This is a genomic window from Macrococcoides caseolyticum (assembly GCF_002902665.1).
In the GTDB taxonomy this organism is placed as follows: domain Bacteria; phylum Bacillota; class Bacilli; order Staphylococcales; family Staphylococcaceae; genus Macrococcoides; species Macrococcoides caseolyticum.
The window spans coordinates 57,221-79,178 of record NZ_PPRM01000018.1 but is presented as its reverse complement, the minus strand read 5'-3'; the positions used below and the strand labels follow the sequence as shown (position 1 = coordinate 79,178).

At 38.4% G+C, this 21,958-nt stretch carries 17 protein-coding genes and 1 other RNA gene; 2 read left to right on the top strand and 16 right to left on the bottom strand.

Annotated features, from left to right (window positions below; genetic code table 11):
* Positions 1–16: 16 nt before the first annotated feature.
* Genes recD2 through CD152_RS03720 form a run of 4 tightly spaced genes read right to left on the bottom strand, consistent with a single transcriptional unit; the run spans position 17 to position 5,384 of the window.
* Positions 17–2,407 carry an SF1B family DNA helicase RecD2 gene (gene recD2 / locus CD152_RS03735; RefSeq protein ID WP_101140271.1) on the bottom strand — a complete coding sequence of 797 codons (2,391 nt, stop codon included), beginning with the start codon at positions 2,405–2,407 and terminating at the stop codon, positions 17–19.
* 2 nt (positions 2,408–2,409) lie between these two features.
* Positions 2,410–3,069, bottom strand: coding sequence for a tetratricopeptide repeat protein (locus CD152_RS03730; RefSeq protein WP_101140270.1), 660 nt, complete (start codon positions 3,067–3,069; stop codon positions 2,410–2,412).
* A 60-nt stretch (positions 3,070–3,129) separates the two neighbouring features.
* Positions 3,130–4,245 carry a tRNA 2-thiouridine(34) synthase MnmA gene (gene mnmA / locus CD152_RS03725; protein WP_101140269.1) on the bottom strand — a complete coding sequence of 372 codons (1,116 nt, stop codon included), beginning with the start codon at positions 4,243–4,245 and terminating at the stop codon, positions 3,130–3,132.
* An 11-nt stretch (positions 4,246–4,256) separates the two neighbouring features.
* On the bottom strand, positions 4,257–5,384 hold the full coding sequence (locus CD152_RS03720) for a cysteine desulfurase family protein (RefSeq protein WP_101140268.1): 1,128 nt from the start codon (positions 5,382–5,384) through the stop codon (positions 4,257–4,259).
* Positions 5,385–5,555: 171 nt separating this feature from the next.
* Between CD152_RS03720 and CD152_RS03715 the strand changes: the two genes are divergently transcribed.
* Complete coding sequence (locus CD152_RS03715; protein WP_101140267.1) at positions 5,556–6,551, top strand: LLM class flavin-dependent oxidoreductase; 996 nt, start codon at positions 5,556–5,558, stop codon at positions 6,549–6,551.
* 389 nt (positions 6,552–6,940) lie between these two features.
* Here CD152_RS03715 and cymR read toward each other — a convergent pair whose 3' ends face one another.
* The gene (gene cymR, locus CD152_RS03710; RefSeq protein WP_012657169.1) at positions 6,941–7,363 is read right to left on the bottom strand and encodes a cysteine metabolism transcriptional regulator CymR; all 423 of its coding nucleotides are present in this window, start codon (positions 7,361–7,363) and stop codon (positions 6,941–6,943) included.
* Between the two features lie 81 nt (positions 7,364–7,444).
* On the opposite strand from cymR, the gene CD152_RS03705 reads away from it, so the two are divergent.
* Entirely contained in the window at positions 7,445–8,710 is a 1,266-nt protein-coding gene (locus CD152_RS03705) for a replication-associated recombination protein A (RefSeq protein ID WP_103214416.1), read from the top strand.
* 90 nt (positions 8,711–8,800) lie between these two features.
* On the opposite strand, the gene CD152_RS03700 is transcribed toward CD152_RS03705, so the two are convergent.
* From CD152_RS03700 to CD152_RS03650, 11 genes are all read right to left on the bottom strand, one after another.
* Positions 8,801–9,568 carry a tRNA threonylcarbamoyladenosine dehydratase gene (locus tag CD152_RS03700; protein ID WP_041636431.1) on the bottom strand — a complete coding sequence of 256 codons (768 nt, stop codon included), beginning with the start codon at positions 9,566–9,568 and terminating at the stop codon, positions 8,801–8,803.
* 99 nt (positions 9,569–9,667) lie between these two features.
* Positions 9,668–9,856: non-coding RNA, 6S RNA (gene ssrS / locus CD152_RS03695), on the bottom strand.
* Positions 9,857–9,909: 53 nt separating this feature from the next.
* On the bottom strand, positions 9,910–11,688 hold the full coding sequence (gene aspS, locus CD152_RS03690) for an aspartate--tRNA ligase (protein ID WP_101144401.1): 1,779 nt from the start codon (positions 11,686–11,688) through the stop codon (positions 9,910–9,912).
* Between the two features lie 3 nt (positions 11,689–11,691).
* Positions 11,692–12,951, bottom strand: coding sequence for a histidine--tRNA ligase (gene hisS / locus CD152_RS03685; protein WP_103214415.1), 1,260 nt, complete (start codon positions 12,949–12,951; stop codon positions 11,692–11,694).
* A 302-nt stretch (positions 12,952–13,253) separates the two neighbouring features.
* Entirely contained in the window at positions 13,254–14,099 is an 846-nt protein-coding gene (locus tag CD152_RS03680; protein WP_012657174.1) for an N-acetylmuramoyl-L-alanine amidase, read from the bottom strand.
* Positions 14,096–14,548 (bottom strand): D-aminoacyl-tRNA deacylase, encoded by a 453-nt coding sequence (gene dtd, locus CD152_RS03675; RefSeq protein ID WP_012657175.1) that lies wholly within the window; start codon positions 14,546–14,548, stop codon positions 14,096–14,098. Before dtd ends, CD152_RS03680 begins: the two co-directional genes overlap by 4 nt.
* Before the next feature lie 8 nt (positions 14,549–14,556).
* A complete protein-coding gene (locus CD152_RS03670) occupies positions 14,557–16,749 on the bottom strand; it encodes a RelA/SpoT family protein (RefSeq protein ID WP_103214414.1) in 2,193 nt (730 codons plus the stop codon).
* Between the two features lie 104 nt (positions 16,750–16,853).
* On the bottom strand, positions 16,854–17,375 hold the full coding sequence (locus CD152_RS03665; protein ID WP_012657177.1) for an adenine phosphoribosyltransferase: 522 nt from the start codon (positions 17,373–17,375) through the stop codon (positions 16,854–16,856).
* Positions 17,376–17,385: 10 nt separating this feature from the next.
* Positions 17,386–19,653 carry a single-stranded-DNA-specific exonuclease RecJ gene (gene recJ / locus CD152_RS03660; protein ID WP_407943922.1) on the bottom strand — a complete coding sequence of 756 codons (2,268 nt, stop codon included), beginning with the start codon at positions 19,651–19,653 and terminating at the stop codon, positions 17,386–17,388.
* 21 nt (positions 19,654–19,674) lie between these two features.
* On the bottom strand, positions 19,675–20,790 hold the full coding sequence (locus CD152_RS03655; protein WP_103214413.1) for an amidohydrolase: 1,116 nt from the start codon (positions 20,788–20,790) through the stop codon (positions 19,675–19,677).
* Positions 20,783–21,898 carry a mandelate racemase/muconate lactonizing enzyme family protein gene (locus CD152_RS03650; protein ID WP_012657180.1) on the bottom strand — a complete coding sequence of 372 codons (1,116 nt, stop codon included), beginning with the start codon at positions 21,896–21,898 and terminating at the stop codon, positions 20,783–20,785. Before CD152_RS03650 ends, CD152_RS03655 begins: the two co-directional genes overlap by 8 nt.
* Between the last annotated feature and the right edge of the window lie 60 nt (positions 21,899–21,958).

Below are 21,958 nucleotides of genomic sequence, written 5' to 3'. Positions count from 1 at the left end.
AAATAAGCAGTAATCGTCAACTTATAAAATCATATGGTGTTATACCTTCCATATTGATCATCGGATCAACAAGATGCATATTGTCTTCAGTCATCTCCCCCACGTTGAAAGGTAGTATATTACCTTGGTCATCTTGCTTTTTGTCATTTATTTCGTCTTCGTTAAAATAATCGATTAGAAACTGATAGAAGCTTGTAAATCTTGCATTACCGATACGCTTAATTCCTTCATTAAAAGCGTGAACATCTCCACAGAATATCAGGGATTGTTTTGCACGTGTTAATCCCGTATACAGAATATTCTTCTGCAACATTCTGTAGTACTGATTGACTACAGGCATGATTACTATCGGAAATTCCGAACCTTGGGACTTATGAATAGAACAGCAATATGCATGTGTAATTTCCATTAAATCTGCTTTCGTATACGTTACTTCACTGCCATCATAGTCAACAATCACAACATCTTTATTTAATGCATTCTCAGCTGCCATAAATATACCAGTGACTTCTCCGATATCACCATTAAATACATTATCTTCAGGTCGATTGACAAGCTGCAAAACTTTATCACCCGTTCTGAAATAAACATCACCAAACTGCAGTTCACGTTTGTTTTCATCGCTTGGATTCAGTATTTCCTGCAATACTTTATTCAATGCACGTATACCTGCTGGCCCCCTATATATCGGTGCGAGTACTTGTATGTCACGCATATCGTACCCTTTATTCACAGCGCTGCATACAATTTTCTCAATCACTTCCGGAATTTGGTTGCTTGTACACGGTATAAAACTTCTGTCATTATATCTTTTCTTAATGTCAAAAGGTTCATTGCGCTTAATCTGATGTGCTAGTTCGACAATCGAGGAACCTTCCTGCTGTCTATACACCTCGTTCAGCTCAATCTGCGGCATAATGTGTGCATCAATCATATCCTTAAATACTTGACCTGGACCGACCGAAGGGAGCTGGTCCTGGTCACCGACAAATATAATCTGGGCATCGTCAGGTACAGCCTTCATCAATTGAAACATAAGCCACGTATCAACCATTGACATTTCATCAATAATGACCAGTTTCGCTGTAATTTCGGTTTCCAGCACATCGTCCGGTTTATTTTCTTTCGTCCATCCAATTAACCTGTGTATCGTCGTCGCTTCAAGTCCCGTCGATTCCTGAAGACGCTTTGACGCACGACCAGTCGGTGCTGCGACGACAATCGGATAGTCATGTCCGTCATAGTCATCATAATCTAGACTCAAGCCATGCAGTTCGGCATATAAATTAACAATACCACGTACGACTGTCGTCTTTCCTGTACCAGGCCCACCCGTTAATATCATCAGCTTAGAGTTCATCGCCGTAATAAGCGCATCTTTCTGCCGTTCTGCATAGCTGACTTCAAACAGTGCTTCCAGTTCTCCGATTGCCATCAATACTTCTGACTGTTCGAACTCTTTCACCTGATTCTTATGGTTCATTAATCGATGCAATATTTGTACAGCTTTTGTTTCAGAATAGAATAGACTTGGAATATAGATGTTCTTCTCATGTTCAACGAGCTTATGTTCCTCTGTCAGTTCAGTGAGTGCGATAACGAGGCGATCAGGATTGACTTGACTGCCATTTTTCGTCAGTAGATTAAAGCTTGTTTCAAGTAATACCTGGTCCGGAATATATGTATGTCCATTCTGGTTAGAGGCTTGTTCTATCGTAAACACGAGCGCTGCTTTCAGACGCTCTGGGTGATTGTTATCGATACCGAGTTTCCCTGCCAGTTCATCCGCTTTATTAAATCCGATCCCTTCAATATCCATCACGAGTTGATACGGAGATTCATTAATCACCTTCAGCGTATCGTCCTTATAGAACTGATAAATCTTCATCGCAAGCTGCGGCCCGAACCCAAATTCATTCAGCTGAATCATGATTTTCTCAATCGCCTGATTATCATGAATCGTACTATAGATTAATTCTTTCTTCTCATCTGATAACTTCGGCACCTGGTCAAGACTACTTTTATCATCAAGAATAATGTTCAGTGCATCTTCACCAAGCACTTCTACAATCGTTCTCGCTGTTTTCTTACCGACTCCTTTAAACAAATCACTTGATAAATAATGAATAATACCATCACGCGACTGTGGCATATCCTTCTCAAATTTATCCGCCTGGAGCTGCTTTCCATACTTCGGATGCGTTATAATCTTACCGGTAAAAGTATATGTATCGCCTTCTGCAATTTGTGGGAGATAACCTGTAATCGTAGCATCATCATCAAAATCTTCATTTGATTCAATCACTTCAGCCTTCAGCACAGTATAGAAATTATCATTGTTATAGAATAATATTCTCGTTATTGTCCCTTTTACAAAGGATTGCTCAAACAAAGTCATATTTTCCAATGCTACTCCTCCTTAAGTAATTCGAATTGCTTAACAGCGTGACCAGCAAGCATATGATCTGGAGCGATCTCTAATACACGCTTAAACCCCTCAATTGCTTTATCTGCATCTTCATCAATCATATATTGTGCAAGCGTTAAATTATATAACGCATCCGCATGAGACGCGTCCTGATCCATTACACGCTGCAGCATATTGACAGCGTCACCATACATACTAAGTTGACACATCACGAGACCATATTGGAACGCGATCTCAATATCTGCATCATTTAGCTCATGTGCACGCATCAAATACGGCAATGCGCTACTCATCTCACCTAGATTAACGAACGACATACCGAGCATATAATACGTATCCGCATCCTGCAGCTCATACGCTATCGCCTTCTGATACAACTTCACTGCTTCATCAAATCGTTCAGCATTATAATAAATATTGGCTAAGCCGTAATAAGCGCCACCATGCTCAGGATTAACAGTGATCGCCTTCTGGAAGAAACGCTCTGCCTCTTCAAGCTTACCTGTATCAAACAAGATCGTACCAACATTAATATAGTGCGTCACCTCTTCAGGCTCAGACTCAATTGCTTCAAATAACAACTTTAACGCTTCTTCATATTTTTTATTCTTAATTAATTCCATCAACTGATTATCATTCATTGTATAACCTCCAAATACTACTATTATATCAAACTATAAAAAAAGAAGACAAATTGTCTTCTAATTCTGTACTACATATTCTAACTGTCCTGACGTCTTATATACATCGTCGATTGTTGCACCACCGAGACAAACTTCTCCATTATAAAACACAACTGCTTGGCCCGGTGTAATTGCACGTACAGGTTCTGCATACGTTACCTTAATTGTATTATCATCAATTTTTTCAACTGTAACTTTCGTGTCTTTCTGACGATATCTGAACTTCGCAGTACATTCAAGTGGCGTCGTTAAATCAACAGGATTTACAAACGATACATCAGATGCGATTAAATAATCACTGTATAACGCATCATGATCAAATCCCTGCTCAACATATAAAACGTTATCCTTCAAGTTTTTACCTACGACAAACCAAGGATCTCCGTCTCCACCGATACCTAATCCGTGTCGCTGTCCAATCGTATAGTACATTAAACCGCTATGTGTGCCCATCGGTTTACCATCCAATGTCTGCATTTCACCGTTTTGTGCTGGTAAATATCCACTTAAAAATTCTTTAAAGTTCCGCTCACCGATGAAACATATGCCCGTAGAATCTTTTTTCTTTGCTGTCGCTAAATCATGTTTCAAAGCAATTTCGCGCACTTCAGGCTTTTGCAGATGTCCAAGCGGAAACATCACACGTGAGAGTTGTTCTTGCGTTAACTGGTTTAAGAAATATGTCTGATCTTTATTGTTATCGACGCCACGCAACATTTCTACACCGTCTTCTGAACGTCTTATTTGGGCATAGTGTCCTGTTGCAACATAATCTGCACCAAGTTTCACTGCGTGCTCAAGAAATGCTTTAAACTTGATCTCTTTGTTACACATCACGTCAGGATTTGGTGTACGTCCCTTTTTATATTCGTCTAAGAAGTATGTAAACACTTTGTCCCAATATTCCTGTTCAAAGTTCACTGCGTAATAGGGTATGCCGATTTGATTGCATACGCGAATCACATCTTCATAATCCTCAGTCGCTGTACATACACCAAACTCGTCCGTATCATCCCAGTTCTTCATAAAAATACCGATAACGTCATACCCTTGTTCTTTCAGTAAGAGCGCTGTAACAGAGCTATCAACACCGCCACTCATTCCTACTACTACTTTTGTTTTACTGTTATCCATGTTATCAATCCTTAATTATTATATATTTCCTGTATACTTTGTGCGATAAATTCAATTTCTTCTTCTGTCATTGTGTACGAGAAGCTAAAGCGAACGGACTGCTTCGTACGCTTATCCTCACCATACATTGCTGTGAGAACATGTGAAGGTTCGATACTGCCTGCTGTGCACGCTGAACCGCTTGATACATATACACCAGCCATATCAAGACGCGTTAACATAATCTCTACATCACTAAACGGAAAGTAAAGATTAAGAATGTGAGGTAACTGATTGTTCAAGTCGCCATTTACTTCGAATGGGATATCGCGTTCAGTTAATGCATTAATAAAGTGCATCTTTAAATTAACAAGTTTCACATTGCGTTCTGTCATGTTTTCATGTGCTTCTTTGATTGCCTGTGTCATCCCAAGAATATAAGGGATATTCTCCGTTCCTGCACGACGCTTTGTCTCCTGAGACCCTCCAAGCTGCTGATATTCTAAATCCACACCTTGTTTAACATAGAGTAAACCAACACCTTTAGGTCCATATAATTTATGAGCAGTTAAAGTGAACAAATCTATGTTCAATGCACGAAAATCGAGTGGCATATGACCGACTGCCTGTACGCCATCCGTGTGAAATAATGCCTGATGCCCATATAATAGTTCACCTATTTCATCAATCGGCTGTATCGCGCCGACTTCATTATTGCCGGTCATGATTGAGACGAGTATTGTATCGCTTCTTAACGCATGCTTCAGATCTTCAATATTAATCACACCATGACGATCGACCGGTAAGTACGTCACTTCAAATCCTTCTTGCTCTAACTTATTGAAGACATGCAGTACAGCGTGATGTTCAACTTGAGAAGTAATAACATGCTTCCCCTTATGCTGATGACGATATGCCGCTCCTTTTATTGCTGTATTATTTGATTCAGTAGCGCCACTCGTAAAGATAATCTCTTTCGCATCGACATTAAATTCACGTGCGATATTTCGACGTGCATCATCTAACAATTTTCGTGCTTCACGACCTACTGTGTGAATACTTGATGCATTACCAAATTGTTGAGTAATCCCATCATATATCACTTGTGCTACAGTTGGTGATACATGCGTCGTCGCAGCATAATCTGCATAAACTTTCATATTGAACATCCTTTCTATTTTTTCAATAACTTATATTAACACCCTTTCAATAAAAAAACTATAGGAACAACTTCATTGTATAAAATATATCACTTAAAGCAAATTGCTATTCATTGTTTCTGACGTAATGTTAAAATAGCGATACATGAAAAAGTATTAGGAGGAATAACATTGTCAAATATTAAAGTACCTGTTTCGATATTAAATTTAGCACCTGTTAGAAAAGGTTCGACAAATAAAGAAGCAGTAGAACAGATGACAGCACTCGCACAATTCGCTGAAGAGCTCGATTACAGAAGGTATTGGATAGCAGAACATCATAATACACCGAACTTAGTAAGTTCTGCAACGAGCATATTAATCGGTCACGTATTACAACATACGAAGACGATCGAAGTTGGTTCTGGTGGTATTATGCTTCCAAACCATGCACCACTTGTTGTTGCCGAACAGTTCGGAACTCTCGCAACAATTTATCCGAACCGTGTAAGTCTAGGATTAGGACGTGCACCTGGAACAGATATGATGACTGCAAGTGCATTAAGACGTGATAGACACGATAGTGTCTACACATTCCCTGATGAAGTGAAAGACTTATTGCAATACTTTGGACCAGAAGAAAAACAAGGCTACGTCAAAGCGTATCCAGGTGCAGATACGAACGTTCCTATCTATATATTAGGATCTTCAACAGATTCTGCACATCTAGCAGCGCGATTAGGTCTCCCTTATGCTTTCGCATCACACTTTGCACCAGAACAGATGAAAGAAGCCATTCAGATATACAGAAATTTATTTACACCTTCTGAATATTTGAAAGAACCATATGTTATGGTCGGAACAAATGTTATCATCGGAGAAACAGACGAAGAAGCAGAATACCTGGCAACAACGATGCACCAGATGTTCTTAAGCATTATCCGAAATGCACGTATCCCGATGCAGCCACCTGTAGAAAATATGGATGCACTGTGGAGTCCTCAAGAGAAATTGATGGCCATGTCACGCACAGCGACTGGATTTATCGGTTCTGAAGAGACAGTGAAAGCACAGCTGGAAGCATTTCAAGAAGAATTTAATGTAGATGAGTTTATCGCTGTAAGTTATATATATGATATTGATAAACAGCATGAAAGCTATCGTAAGTTTAAAGCACTAACATCATAATTTAAAACTCCCGGATCATAGATCCGGGAGTTTTTTAATGTTATATGTGGGGGTGATGCTGTGGGTGCGTCCTGTCGCTTGTAGGTGACGAACTTTCACCATGTTCGGCACCTAGACCTTACAGGTGGCTGTCTTAACGCTTGTAGGTGGCGAACTTTCACGATGTTCGGCATCTAGACCTTACAGGTGGCTGTCTTAACGCTTGTAGGTGGCGAACTTTCACCATGTTCGGCACCTAGACCATACGGGTGGTCGCCCTGACACTTGTAGGTGGCGAACTTTCACCATGTTCGGCATCTATACCTTACAGGTGGCTGTCTTAACACTTGTAGGTGGCGAACTTTCACCATGTTCGGCATCTACTCCCTATCACAACATATAATCAAACATTATATATAGAACATATACCCTTCTATCGGACTGCTCTCTTTATAATGCATTAAGTCATACAATGTCGTTTCATCAAGCACTTTCTTCACCGCATCACGAATATCAATCCATAACTGTTTCTGTGCCGGCGGTTCATCTTCAATGCCCTCCACTGGCGTAATCGGTCCTTCTAACAAACGAATAATTTCACTCGTTGTCACTTCTTTCGGATGTTTCATCAACTTATAGCCACCACGTGCACCACGTACACTTTTAATGAGTCCTGCATTTCTAAGTGGTCCAACAAGTTGTTCTAAATATAAATCACTTAAATGATTTTCTTCTGCAATCGTTTTTAAGGATACAGTTTCACCTTTATCATATCGTTTCGCGAGCGATATCATTAACGTTAAACCATATCTTCCTTTAGTAGATATTTTCATTATATAGATGCTCCTTTTCAATAAATCAATTTTATCACATTTTTATTCGAAATAAGGTACACTTTATATGAAAAGGGGAGGATTTTTTTGGAACCATTAGCATATAGAATGAGACCGAATACGATTGATGATATCATCGGACAGGCACATCTCGTTGGTCCTCGTGGCATTATCAGACGTATGGTTGAGGCGAAACGTTTGTCCTCAATGATATTATATGGACCTCCCGGCATTGGCAAGACAAGTATCGCACAAGCCATCGCTGGAAGTACAAATCTTAAATTCAGACAATTAAATGCTGTAACAAATACTAAGAAAGATATGCAGCTCATCGCTGAAGAGGCAAAGATGAGTGGTCAAGTCATATTATTACTGGATGAAATTCATCGACTCGATAAAGGAAAACAAGATTTTTTGCTGCCGCATCTAGAAAAGGGCAGTATTATACTGATTGGTGCAACAACGAGCAATCCATATCATGCTATTAATCCTGCCATTCGTAGCAGGACACAAATTTTCGAATTGTACCCACACGGCGATAAAGAAGTAAAGCAGGCGTTGACGCGTGCTTTAAATGATGATGTGAATGGATATGGTAAAAAAGATGTTAAAATTGATGATGATGCAGTTTCTCACTTTGTCCAAAGTGCTGCCGGGGATATCAGAACTGCACTGAATGCACTGGAACTTGCAGTTTTATCTGCACAAGGTGACCCTGTTCATATAACGTTACAAGATGCGAAAGATTGTCTGCAGAAACCAAGTTTTAATTTCGATGCAGATGGGGATATGCATTACGATATAATGAGTGCATTTCAGAAATCCATTCGTGGTAGTGATGTTGATGCAAGCCTCCATTATTTAGCACGCCTGATTGAAGGTGGAGACTTACCGACAATTGCGAGACGTCTGCTCGTCATCAGCTATGAAGATGTTGGACTTGCCTCACCAGGTGCTGGTGCAAGAATCCTCGCTGCGATAGAATCTGCAGAACGTCTAGGATTTCCGGAAGCACGCATCCCACTCGCACAAGCTGTGATCGAATTATGTTTAAGTCCGAAATCAAACTCTGGTATCAGTGCGATCGATCATGCACTAAAAGATGTTAAATCCGGTAAAGTCGGTGCGATACCGAAACATTTGAAAGATGCACATTATCAAGGTGCCAAAGACTTAGGAAATGGTGTTGATTATAAATATCCACACAGCTTTGAAAGTGGCTATGTCGTGCAGCAGTATTTACCTGATACGTTAAAACATAAACAATATTACGAACCAAAAACAACAAGTAAGTCAGAGCAGCAGTTCAAACAGATCTATGATAATATAAAACGACAAAAGCGTTGATCGCTTTTGTCGTTTTGTATTAATTGAATTAAATATCTATAAAATGCTGAAATTACCAATAAAAATTCACAAAAGACAATAAGGTCGTCCTTACTGTTTATCTTTAACTCGTGTTACCGGGAAATCCTTCAAAATATCATTTACCACATAGCTCGCACAAATTAATCCGACAACACTTGGTACAAAAGCGTTAGAAGACGGGGGCATCTGCGCTTTACGAATCGGAGCATCCGGGTTACCGACATATGATTTCACATCTTCACGTATGACAATCGGACTTTCATCAGAGAAAACAACAGGGATGCCTTTATAAATCTTCTCTTTACGCAGCTTTGTACGAATTACTTTCGCCATAGGATCTGTATGTGTCTTCGAGATATCTGCAATCTGGAAACGCGTCGGATCCGTTTTATTTGCAGCACCCATGCTCGAAATAATCTTTATCCCACGCTTTAGACATTCTTTCATAAGATGAATTTTGTACATAATCGTATCTGATGCGTCTACGACATAATCGATGTCATATTCGAATATCTCTTCATACGTTTCGTCTGTATAGAACATATGCAGAGGAGTCACCTTACATTCAGGGTTGATTAATTTTATACGTTCTTCCATTAATGTCACTTTAGATTGTCCCACAGTTGTCGTTAAAGCGTGAATTTGACGGTTAACGTTCGTAATATCTACATCATCTTTATCGATCAGTATAATGTGCCCGATATTTGTACGCGCTAACGCTTCTGCAGCGAATGAGCCGACACCACCGACACCTAATATCATGACTGTTTTATTATTTAATGCATCTAATCCTTCTTTTCCATATGCAAGTTCATTTCTTGAAAATTGATGTTTCATAATGTTCTCCATTCTTCTTTCATTATATGTATATCCTACCATATAACTCGAATTTGTGAATACAAAAAAGGCGAAGGACATAAGTCCTTCGCCAATACGATAGTATCCAACTGAGCCGTCATTGTATAGTTGATCATTTTGGCCTGATAAATTCAGGTGGGTGCCCTGTTTCTTATTCAGCAAGTCCTCCAGTAGAGGCGTGTGCATCCTAAGAAAACCTATTAGGCTCCCTGATCATAAAGTGTTAGGTCAAAATATAAAAACTAATGTCGTACTCTTCAGACACCTATCTTATGTCTTTATAATATCATATATTTCATATAATGCAAATAAAAAACTTTCTATTTTTCTGAATTTTCAATATTTAGCTGGATATGAAGTTCTTCTAATTGCTTGTCGTCCACTTTACTTGGTGCATCTGTCAATAAACAAGTTGCACTTGCAGTTTTCGGGAATGCGATTACGTCACGTAAGTTCGAGCGGCCTGATAACAGCATCACCATACGGTCTAATCCTAAAGCAATACCGCCATGTGGTGGTGCACCGTATTTAAATGCATCCATCAAGAACCCGAACTGCTCCTGTGCCTCTTCATCACTAAATCCTAAAGCTTCGAACATCTTTTTCTGCATTTCCTGATCATGTATACGGATAGATCCCCCACCGAGCTCATAACCATTTAATACGACGTCATATGCATTCGCCTGTACTTTTTCTTTGTCTGTCTTAAGCATTTCTATATGCTCTTTTTTCGGTGCTGTGAATGGATGGTGTGCTGCGAAGTAGCGATCTAGCTCCTCGTCATATTCAAATAACGGCCAGTCTGTTACCCACAAGAAGTTATATTTATTCTCATCAATCAAGCCGAGTTCCTTACCAAGCTTATTACGTAAGTTTGCGAGACTTGCGTTGACAACACTCCACTTATCAGCAACAAATAATATTAAATCACCCATCTCTGCATTTGTCGCATCTAATAATTCTGATACATGACTTTCTTCAAAGAATTTCACGATTGGTCCGTTTAATCCATCTTCAGTAACTTTAACCCATGCTAACCCTTTCGCACCATATATCTTTGCATATTCCTGTAACGCATCAATATCTTTACGTGAATATTTATCGCTTGCGCCTTTGACAACGATTGCTTTAACGGCACCACCACTTTCTACCGCACCTTTGAATACTTTAAATTCCATCTTTGAAGCAAGGTCATTTAAAGTCACAAGTTTCATATCAAAACGTGTGTCAGGTTTATCGATTCCATAATCACGCATCGCTTCTTCATACGTCATACGCGGGAAAGGTGTCGCAATATCGATACCTTTAACATCTTTCATAATACGCTTAAGCATTCCTTCATTCATTGACATAACATCTTCCTGATCGACGAAACTCATCTCAATATCGATCTGAGTGAACTCTGGCTGACGGTCTGCACGTAAGTCTTCATCACGGAAACACTTAACGATCTGATAATATTTATCAAATCCACCGATCATCAATAGCTGTTTAAAAATTTGCGGAGACTGTGGTAATGCATAGAATTCTCCTTCTTGTACACGTGATGGAACAAGATAATCACGCGCCCCTTCTGGAGTAGATTTCGTAAGTACAGGTGTTTCAACTTCGTAAAATCCACTTTCATCTAAGTAGTTACGTACAGCACGTGTAATTTGATGACGCATCTTGAATGTATTCGCTAAAGGTTCACGGCGTAAATCTAGGTAACGATATTTTAAACGCACGTCTTCTGAGCTATCAGTCTCTGCTTCAATCTGGAATGGTGGTGTTTCAGATTTATTAATAATTGTTACTTCACTAACCTGAACTTCTACCTTACCTGTTTTAATCTTTGGGTTGATGACAGCTTCATCACGCATCGTTACCTTACCATGAACTTCTATGACATATTCAGAACGGATGGTTTCAGCAATTGTCAACGCTTCTTTTGAGAAATCCGGGTTAAATACAATCTGTACGACACCTTCACGGTCGCGTAGATCAATAAAGATTAATCCTCCAAGGTCTCGACGTTTTTGTACCCATCCTTTTAAAATAATTTCTTGTCCGATATATGATTCTGTGACTAAGCCACAATATGTTGTTCTATTATCCATTCATTATTCTCCTTTAATATATGATGCAATATCCTGTAGCTTTATCGTTTCACTTTCCCCAGTCTGCATCGCTTTAATCTCTATTTTGTTCGTCTCAATTTCGTTGCTGCCAAGCACCACTGTATATGTTGCATGGATACGGTCTGCCTGTTTCATCTGACCTTTCATCTTACGGCCGAGATAATCCATATCAGCACGTATACCTGCATTACGCAGTTCTGCAACAATCTTAACCGCTTCCTTCACAGTTTCAGGCATCGTTACAACAAATATATCTACTGATTCTTCAACATCTAATTGAATATCCTCTGCTTCGATTGCAAGCAGTAATCGTTCAATACTCAATGCAAAGCCGATCCCTGTTTCTTTAGGTCCATCCAGCATCTCCAGTAATCCATTATAACGCCCGCCACCGCATAGTGTAGTAATCGCTCCGAAACCTTCCGCCTCACTCATCACTTCAAATGCAGTATGCGTATAGTAATCCAGACCACGCACTAAACTTGCATCTTCGATATACGGAATGTTTAGCAGGTCTAAGTATTGTTTCACTTCTTCATAATAATTTTTTGAATAATCGTTCAAGTACTCAGTAATCTTTGGCGCCGTTTTCACTGTTGGCTGCTCATGGTCAACTTTACAATCCAGGATACGCATCGGATTTGTATGCAATCTGTTTTTACAGTCGTTACAAAAATTATTGATATGTGGTTCAAAATGCTCAATCAATGCCTGTTTATACTCTTCTCTACTATCCATATCACCGATTGAGTTCAGTACAATCTTAATATGCTTCAACCCAAATGATTTGTATATGTTATACACCATATGAATAACTTCTGCATCAATCGCTGGATTTTCACTACCAATTGCTTCAACACCGAACTGTACAAACTGACGATAACGTCCTTTTTGTTTACGTTCGTAGCGGAACATCGGACCATTATAATAAAGTTTAACCGGTTGATTAGCATCTCCATTCATCTTATTCTCGATATAACTTCTTACAACAGCTGCTGTCCCTTCTGGACGTAATGTTAAACTACGATCTCCTTTATCTTTGAACGTATACATTTCTTTTTGAACGATATCTGTAGAACCTCCGACACCACGTGCGAAGAGGTCCGTAGACTCAAACATCGGTGTACGGATTTCCTTATAGTTATAGTTTGCTGCAATATTATGTAACTTTGATTCGACATAACGCCACTTGGCAGTTTCAGCAGGTAATATATCTTGTGTTCCTCTTGGTATATTAATCATCATTATCCTCCTTAATATAAAAAAGCCCCTTATGCATATGCATAAGGGACGAAATATTCGTGGTGCCACCCAAATTGATATTCAACAGAATAGAATATCCTCTTTAGTACATTTAACGCATGCATTACGGCTTTACTTTCATAAAGCAACCTTGCCTATTGTTCGCATTGCTATCATTAATCATCTACTCCCAGCAGCTGTAGATGTCTCTTTAAATAATTAATAACAATATATAAGCTCATAACGGTTGATATGGAATTAATATTAGGTTTATATTACTAATTTAACTGTTTAAAGTCAAGTTAATAAGAAAAGTAATTTCTAAGACCATCTACTATACTCGTCGTCGTAATCTGACGGTATATTTTATCGTTCATCATATATTCATCAGTAGGATTACTGATATAACCGAGTTCTAACAATACTGCCGGCTGCTTCGTCTGACGTATGACCTGAAAGTTCTCTTGTCTGACCCCACGATCAGATAATAATGCCTTTTTCTTAATCGCCATGTGCAATGTATCAGCGAGCATTTTTTGTGAATCGCTGTAATAATAGACTGTGAGACCATGGGGTGCAGATCCATCCAACGCATCTGCATGAATACTTAAAAATGCATCAGCTTTTCCTTTACGGTCATTGAGCGTAACGTATTCATCAGTTGCGCGCGTCATAATTACATTCGCACCTTCATCCTGTAACTTATCCCTCAGCATGAGACTGGTCTTTAAGGTGATTTCCTTTTCTTTTGTACCATTTTTACTTGATGCACCTTGGTCACCACCACCATGCCCTGCATCTATGATGATGGTCTTATTTTTTAATGGATGTTCCCGATGAACATGGTCACGTTTAATATTTAAGTTCGTGTGCCAGCCTGCAACCCATCCTTTTTTTTCATCATTTTGAACGAAGAACCATTTTTTATCCTGTTTCAATATTTTGAAGGACTCTCCTTTTTTAACTTTGAAGATTTCAGGATACATCGCATTCGGACCAGTTCTGAGAGAATTATCTTCAACTAATGACAAACGTTTTGGATTTTCCTGCTTTGCAATGAAAGCAAATACGATCAGCACAATTAATACGAACAAAGAAAGTGCCAGCAATAGTTTCAATGCTTTTGTCGTAAGCTTTATCTTCGTCATACTAACTTACCATCTTTACTCTCATACATGATAGTAACGGGGCCTTCATTTATTAGTGCAATATCCATCATCTCGCCGAAACATCCTTGTACAACCTTTAATCCTTTATTTTTAAGCTGTGTATTAAAATAATGGTATATCTGCTCTGCTTTTTGTGGCTGCATAGCTTTGGTAAAGCTTGGACGATTACCTTTTTTTACATCTGCATACAATGTAAACTGAGAAATCGACAAAATTTCTCCGGCGATATCCTGAACAGATAAGTTCATCTTACCGGCATCATCTTCAAAGATTCTGGACTTCACAATTTTATCTGCCAATGCATCTGCATCACTTTCTGTGCTGAGCTCATGGACACCTACAAGTAGCAGCAATCCTTTTTGAACCGATCCGTAATAATCACCACTCTTCACGGAAGCTTCTTTCACTCTTTGTACTAAAACTCTCATACAACACCTCAGTTTAATGTTCTTGTTACTGTATAGATATCACCAAGCTGCTTAATTTTGTCTACGACTTTCATTAATTCTGATACATTTCTAACCATGATACTGATTTTAATTTTCGCGTTCTTATCAACATCAGATTTTCCAGAAACTTGAATAAGTGCTACTTTCGTCGCGTTTATGGCCTGCAACACTTCATTAATAAGTCCGAGACGGTCATAAGCTGTTATCTCCAGGTCAACTTGATATGTCTTATTCTCAGAAGAAGAGACAACCCACTCTACATCGATTAAACGCTCTGTTTCATTTACGATATTAGGGCATTCCGCACGATGAACTTTTACACCATGCCCTTTAGTAATATAGCCGACAATTTCATCCCCAGGAATTGGGTTACAGCATCTTGAAAGCTTTATCAGCATGTTATCCATACCCTCGACATATACACCTGACTCTGTCTGGATATTACCCTTAACACTTAACTGTTTATTTACTTCCTGAACTTGATTCAGCTTCAGTTCCTTCTCTTTAATCCTTTGTTTCTCTGAAAGCTTATTAAAAACAGCCGATGCAGTTAATCCACCAAAACCAATTGCCGCATATACATCTTCAACACTTTGGAAATTATACTTTTCCACGACGGTCTGAATATTTTCACTCGTCATAATCTCTTCAACTTGATAACCGTTTTCTTTGATTTCAGCTTCTATCATAAATCGACCTTTTTCAACATTGCTAGAACGGTCCTGTTTCTTGAAGAAACTCTTTATCTTACTTTTTGCACTTGCACTTTTAACAATTTTCAGCCAGTCACGACTTGGGCCATAGGAATGTTTTGATGTTCTAATCTCTATAATATCCCCGGTCGATAATTCATAATCAATCGGTACAATCTTACCATTTACCTTTGCACCAATCATCTTGTTGCCGACTTCACTATGCACTGCGTATGCAAAGTCGATCGGCACTGCACCAATCGGAAGCTCAACAACATCTGATTCTGGGGTAAACACATATACCTTATCGCTTTGAAGCTCATACTTTAATGATTCCATAAAAGCTTCCGCATCTGGTGAAGTAGAATCTGTTTCTTCGATTTCCTTCATCCAGCTCATCTTGCTTAAACTTCTCGCTTCATCTGGGTTCACTAATGACTTTCCTTCTTTATATGCCCAGTGTGCAGCAACCCCATGTTCAGCAATTTCATGCATTTCATGTGTTCGAATCTGGATTTCAAGCGGATCGCCATTCGGTCCTACTACTGTTGTATGAAGTGATTGATACATATTGGGTTTCGGCATCGCGATATAGTCCTTAAAACGACCAGGCATCGGTTTCCATAATGTATGTACAAGTCCAAGCACCGCATAACAATCTTTAATACTATCAACAATAATACGGATTGCTAATAAATCAAATATCTGATCAAACTGTTTCTTCTGCTTAACCATCTTTCTATAAATGCTGTATATATGTTTCGGTCTTCCTGTGATCTCACCGTTAATTCCTGTAATCTGCATCTCTTTTTGAATATTGTCGATGGCATTCTCTATATAAGATTCACGTTCACTACGTTTCTTTTTCATAAGATGAACAATTCTAAAATACTGGATACTATCAATATATCTCAGTGAAATATCTTCAAGTTCCCATTTTATCGTATTGATACCAAGACGGTGGGCCAGAGGGGCATAGATTTCTAGCGTTTCTTTAGCGATACGTACTTGCTTTTCATGGGGCATCGCTTTTAATGTACGCATATTATGTAGTCTGTCTGCGAGTTTTACGAGAATAACACGGACATCTTTTGCAATCGCAATAAATAGTTTACGATGATTTTCTGCCTGTTCCTCAGCTTTAGAACGGTACTTTACTTTTTCGAGCTTCGTCACTCCATCAACGATATAAGCAACCTCTTCATTGAACATCTGTTTCAGATCTTCGTACGTATAAGGCGTATCCTCCACAACATCGTGCAGGAATCCAGCAACGATTGTAGGTCCGTCTAATTTCATTTCGGCAAGTATGCCTGCGACCTGGATAGGATGCATGATATAAGGAAGTCCATTTTTACGAAATTGACCTTCATGTGCCTTTTCTGCCAACTCATAACTTTTTACTACAAACTGATAATCTTTCTCTGATAAATAGCTTCTTGTCATCTCAAGCACATCATCTTTAGTGTATGGATATTCATTATTCATCCTATCACCTCCTAAGCTATAATGTATTAATAATACTACAATCTCTATATAAAATAAATAATATAAAAAAAGAATAAGTACATACTTATCCTTTTTAAACATAATTATTCTACTTCATACTCAACGAGTGAAATCACATCATATCCTTTTAACTTCTCCATACCGTTCAAGTATTTAAGATCGATGATAAATGCAATCCCTGCAACGATACCTCCAAGAGATTCAACTAATTTGATAGTCGCTTCAATTGTTCCGCCCGTAGCAAGTAGATCATCTGTTATTAGTACACGCTGACCAGGTTTTATTGCATCTTTATGCATTGTGAGTACGTTCGTACCATATTCGAGTTCATATTCATAGCTAATAACTTCACGAGGAAGCTTCCCTTTTTTACGGACAGGTGCAAAGCCAATGTTCATCGCATAAGCAACCGGGCAGCCAATAATAAAGCCACGTGCTTCAGGACCGACAACGATATCAACTTGTTTCTCTTTTGCATATTCCACAATTTGATCCGTTGCATATTTATATGCCGCTCCGTTATCCATGATTGTTGTAATATCTTTGAAATTTACGCCTGGTTTTGGCCAGTCTTTTACCTGAGTAATATATTGCTTTAGATCCATAATATGCCTCCTAGGACAATGAGTTATTCGATAAGATAAATTGTTTTAATTCATCGAATGATGAAAACAATAGCTTACTTTCTAATTTTAACTGATTTAATCGTGCTTGATAAGTACTTGAGCTCAATAAATCGACCTTTTTATCAACTTCCTGCTTTTTTATAAATTGACCTTCTTTAACAATAAGGCCGACTTCATGATACACATCTAGCATAAACAGCAAAGTATCCGGTGACACATTTATGGTCTGAAGTAGATAACCGCCTTCTTTTTCTAGATTAATCTCTGGTTTTATGATGATGCATTTATATAACAGCTTAAATTTCTCTGCTGTCGGCATACCTTCAAAATATAATTGTCTTGGTGTGTGAAATATAAAATAGATTAATGTCGCATCCAGACTGTGATAAGTCTCTAGAAACCTTTCTTCACTTTCAGGCAGATCGCGGAATACAACTTTGTCATAACCCGATATCATTTCACCATAATAAAAATAATGTTCATTTAATTTATTTTTACGTGGATTAATAACAAAAGCAGCTTGTTCGGTCTTTAAAAATTTGTATGAATTGGGGTGTACGTTTCTAAAATCAATCATCTGCATAGTGTCTTGCTTTATATGACGTACAATCATCTGTGGCTGAACGTTGCCATTCCATTCGTTTAGTTGCAGCGTACCTGCTAAATTCACTTGACTGCCTACTGGAAGGCCTGATATTCTTGCACCTTCATTCCACATAAGTGCATTAAGTGTATTTTGAACAGTCATCTTTAAATGAGCCTGGTTCTGCCCAATTTGCTTCACGTCTGTTAGTTCAGCATTCATTAATGAGAGTAAAGGGGCACTGAAGTCTGTTCCGAACGGTCTGAGTTTATCCATATCATTAATATTTTTTATTGTAATATCTGACATTTCAACAGCAGCATCAATTTCTATTTCCTGAATGATTTCACCATCGATCAAAGTATCTAAATGGTTATTCAATGCTTGTTCGAGTCGTTCAATATTTTCAATGGGCAATGTCATCCCAGCCGCCATATGATGTCCACCAAATTTAGTAATAAGATTTCTCGTTTCCTCAAGACTGTCATACATCGATACTTGCGCAATACTTCTTGCAGAGCCTTTCGCGTAGCCTTTATCATAATCAATGTTCAATACGATTGCGGGTAAATGGTACTGCTCTGTAATTCTACTTGCGACAATGCCGAGCACACCTTCGTTCCAGCCTTCCTTTGCAACAACGATAAAACGATTGCCATTAGCGATTTTTTCTTCAACATCTATCAATGCTTGTTCAGTAATCGAGCTTACAATCTCCTTGCGTTCAATATTGAACTGATCGACTTGTTCGCTCATCCACTCTGCTTCATCTTCATTATCTATTTGCAGTAATTCGCATGCTAATCGTGCATCATCTAATCTACCGACTGCATTCAGTCTCGGACCTATAATAAACCCGACTGTCTCTTCCGTGATCTCACCATTAAAAGAGGCTTGCTTGAGTAATGCCTTTAAACCAATCGGTGTATCTACATTTAAGGCTTTAAGTCCCCGCTTTACGAGCGCTCGATTCTCACCCGTCAATGATACAAGATCACTGATTGTACCAATCGCAACAAATCCGAGTAGATGCTCATTCATCTGCCCGTTTAGCGCACACGCAAGCTTATAGCTCACCCCTACACCTGCGAGATGGTGAAAGGGATAGCTGCCATCCGGATGCATCGGATGCAAAATTGCATATGCATCTGGAAGGGTCTGACCAATCTCGTGGTGATCTGTAATAATAACATCTATACCTAGTTCGTTCGCAACATTTACTTCATGATGACCTTGTATTCCGTTATCAACCGTAATGATTAAAGATATACCCGCATCATGCGCTTCACGAAAGGCCTGCTCATTTGGTCCATATCCTTCTGTAAAACGATTCGGAATGTACCAGCCTACCTTTGCACCGATAGATTTCAAGCTGTTAACGAGAACAGTGACACTTGTTACACCATCTGCATCATAATCTCCATAAACGAGTATCATTTCATTATTATCTATCGCGGTTTGAATACGTTTAACTGCTTTACTCATATCGTGCATCGCAAATGGATCATGAATGTCATCTGCCACAAAAATATCATGTAATGCTGCTTCCGTCACAATATGACGAGACTCTAATATCTTCCTATTAATTTCAGTGATGTCATATTTTTTAATTAACGCTGCAGGAATTGTATCTACAGGTTTTTTGACTGTCCATACAGTTTTATCCACAACAATCCCCCTAAATAAATTTGCCTATTATTTATCGATATCTATTAAAAGTTGATAAAATATTTCTATCGCATCAAAGATGACTGATTTATCCAGTTTCATATCAGGATGATGCAATCCATGTTCCATATTACAGCCAATCCCTAGCATTGTCGACTTGATATTCGGCAGTGCATACGTATAGTTATGGAAATCTTCTGCGCCTGGCGTATAGATTGTATCCACATATTCAAATCCTTTACTTTTTATCGCTTTTTTCAGAAATTCTTTCGCATCTGTATCTATTTGTGCAGCTACTGTATAACTGTCGATTCTAGTATCGATAAACACATCTTGTTCAGCATATTGAACTTTCCTATCATCGATCATCTTATTAAAAACCGCGATCAGTTCATCCATCATATCATTATAGTTCGCTCTAATATCAAATGTTACGCTTACGTGACCAGGAATGGAATTATCCTGTCCATTCATCGTATTAATCTTTGTCATCTTAATAGAATAATTACGGTTACTTCCCATGTTGATACGCTTTATATGTTCATATATCTCCATTACGATATCAATACTGTTAATTGATTCCCAAGGTCGTCCCGCATGTCCCGCTTTAGTAATTACATCCATATAGATTGTACCGCTCGCACCATGCTGTATACTTGCGGAAAACTGACCTTTTTTAAGTTCATCTAAAGGACGTACATGCATACCAAATAAATAGTGTACATGCTCCAAAACTTCTTGTTCATGTTCCACAACATACTTCGCGCCTTCTCCTAGTTCTTCAGCAGGCTGAAAAATAAACTTTAATGTGTGTTTCGGTTTATAGTCCATTTCTTTTAGCTTTAAGATGAAACCTGTTAATATCGTCATATGTACATCATGTCCACATGCATGCAGCACCTTCAATTCATTATTTAAACGATATGGAAGCGCATCGATATCCGTACGAAATGCAATTGCATCTTTAATCTCACCATCAATTTGCAGCAAAAAACCAGTTTTATTGAAACGTTCAATGGTATAGTCCTTTAAATACGTGGTTAAATACTCGGTCGTCTTCTGTTCTTTCCAGCTTACTTCTGCAATACTGTTCAGTTCTGTATTTATTTCATGTATTTTATTTTTAAAAGTAGTACTATTCATTTGTTTCACTCATTTCGAATTGTCGTGTCGTTATTGCATTTAAACTTTGCTGATCTATTTCGATTCCAAGTCCTGGTGCATCACTTAAGTAGACATACGGAATTTCATATTTTAAATTTCCGATTTCTTCACTGAATAATAGTGGTCCAGTCAGTTCAGTAGACTGTACATTATGATGGCTCATTGCGACATGATATCCCGCAGCACTGCCGATAGAGGATTCAACCATAGAACCTATCTGACACGGAATATCGTGTGCCTCAGCATAATTAATAATGTGTATTGCTGCTTTTATACCGCCGCATTTCATTAATTTTACGTTGATTAAATCTGTATTAATATTAAGTTGTACAAGCTGCTTAACATTTAATATACTCTCATCCACCATCAATGGTACTTTCATATGGTTATATAAGTAATTTAGCCCTTCAATCTCATTATAACTTAACGGTTGTTCTATCCACATTAAATTCGGATAATCTAATTGATTGACCATTTGTGCAACACGTTTCGGCGAAGACCACGCCTGATTACAATCGACACGAACTTCAATCGATTCGTCTACATAATCCAGAATCTGTTGTAACTTTCTGCAGTCCGATACTACATCTCCACCGAGTTTGACTTTAATAACATTATATCCCTGTTCTAGTAATACATCGATATCATTCTTTAGTTGTTCAAATGGTTTAACGCTTAACACTTTTGCATAAGATAGTCTGTCTTTCGTTTTACCACCTAATAATTCATATAACGGAAGTCCAGCCTTCTTCCCAAGGATATCATGTAATGCAATATCTACAGCCGCTTTTATTGACGAATTATGAATGATCAAACTATCTAAACTATCCAGTATCGCATTAATATTCAGCGGATTTCTGTTAATCAATGCTGGTGCAATTACATGCTGCATGATTTCAAAAGCCGCATTCACATGTTCCCCATTTACATGTTCATCAGGTACAGCTTCACCATACCCTGTTATTCCTTCGTCTGTTTCTATTGCTAAAATAAATGCCGGCATATGTGGATATGTAGCATAATTAATTACGAATGGTTCTTTTAACGGCAATTCAATTTGATAGCCTGTTATCTTAGTTATTTTCATATTGATCCCCCTTTATCTTTACTAATTATCATATCATTTTTTACACAAAAATAGAAAAGG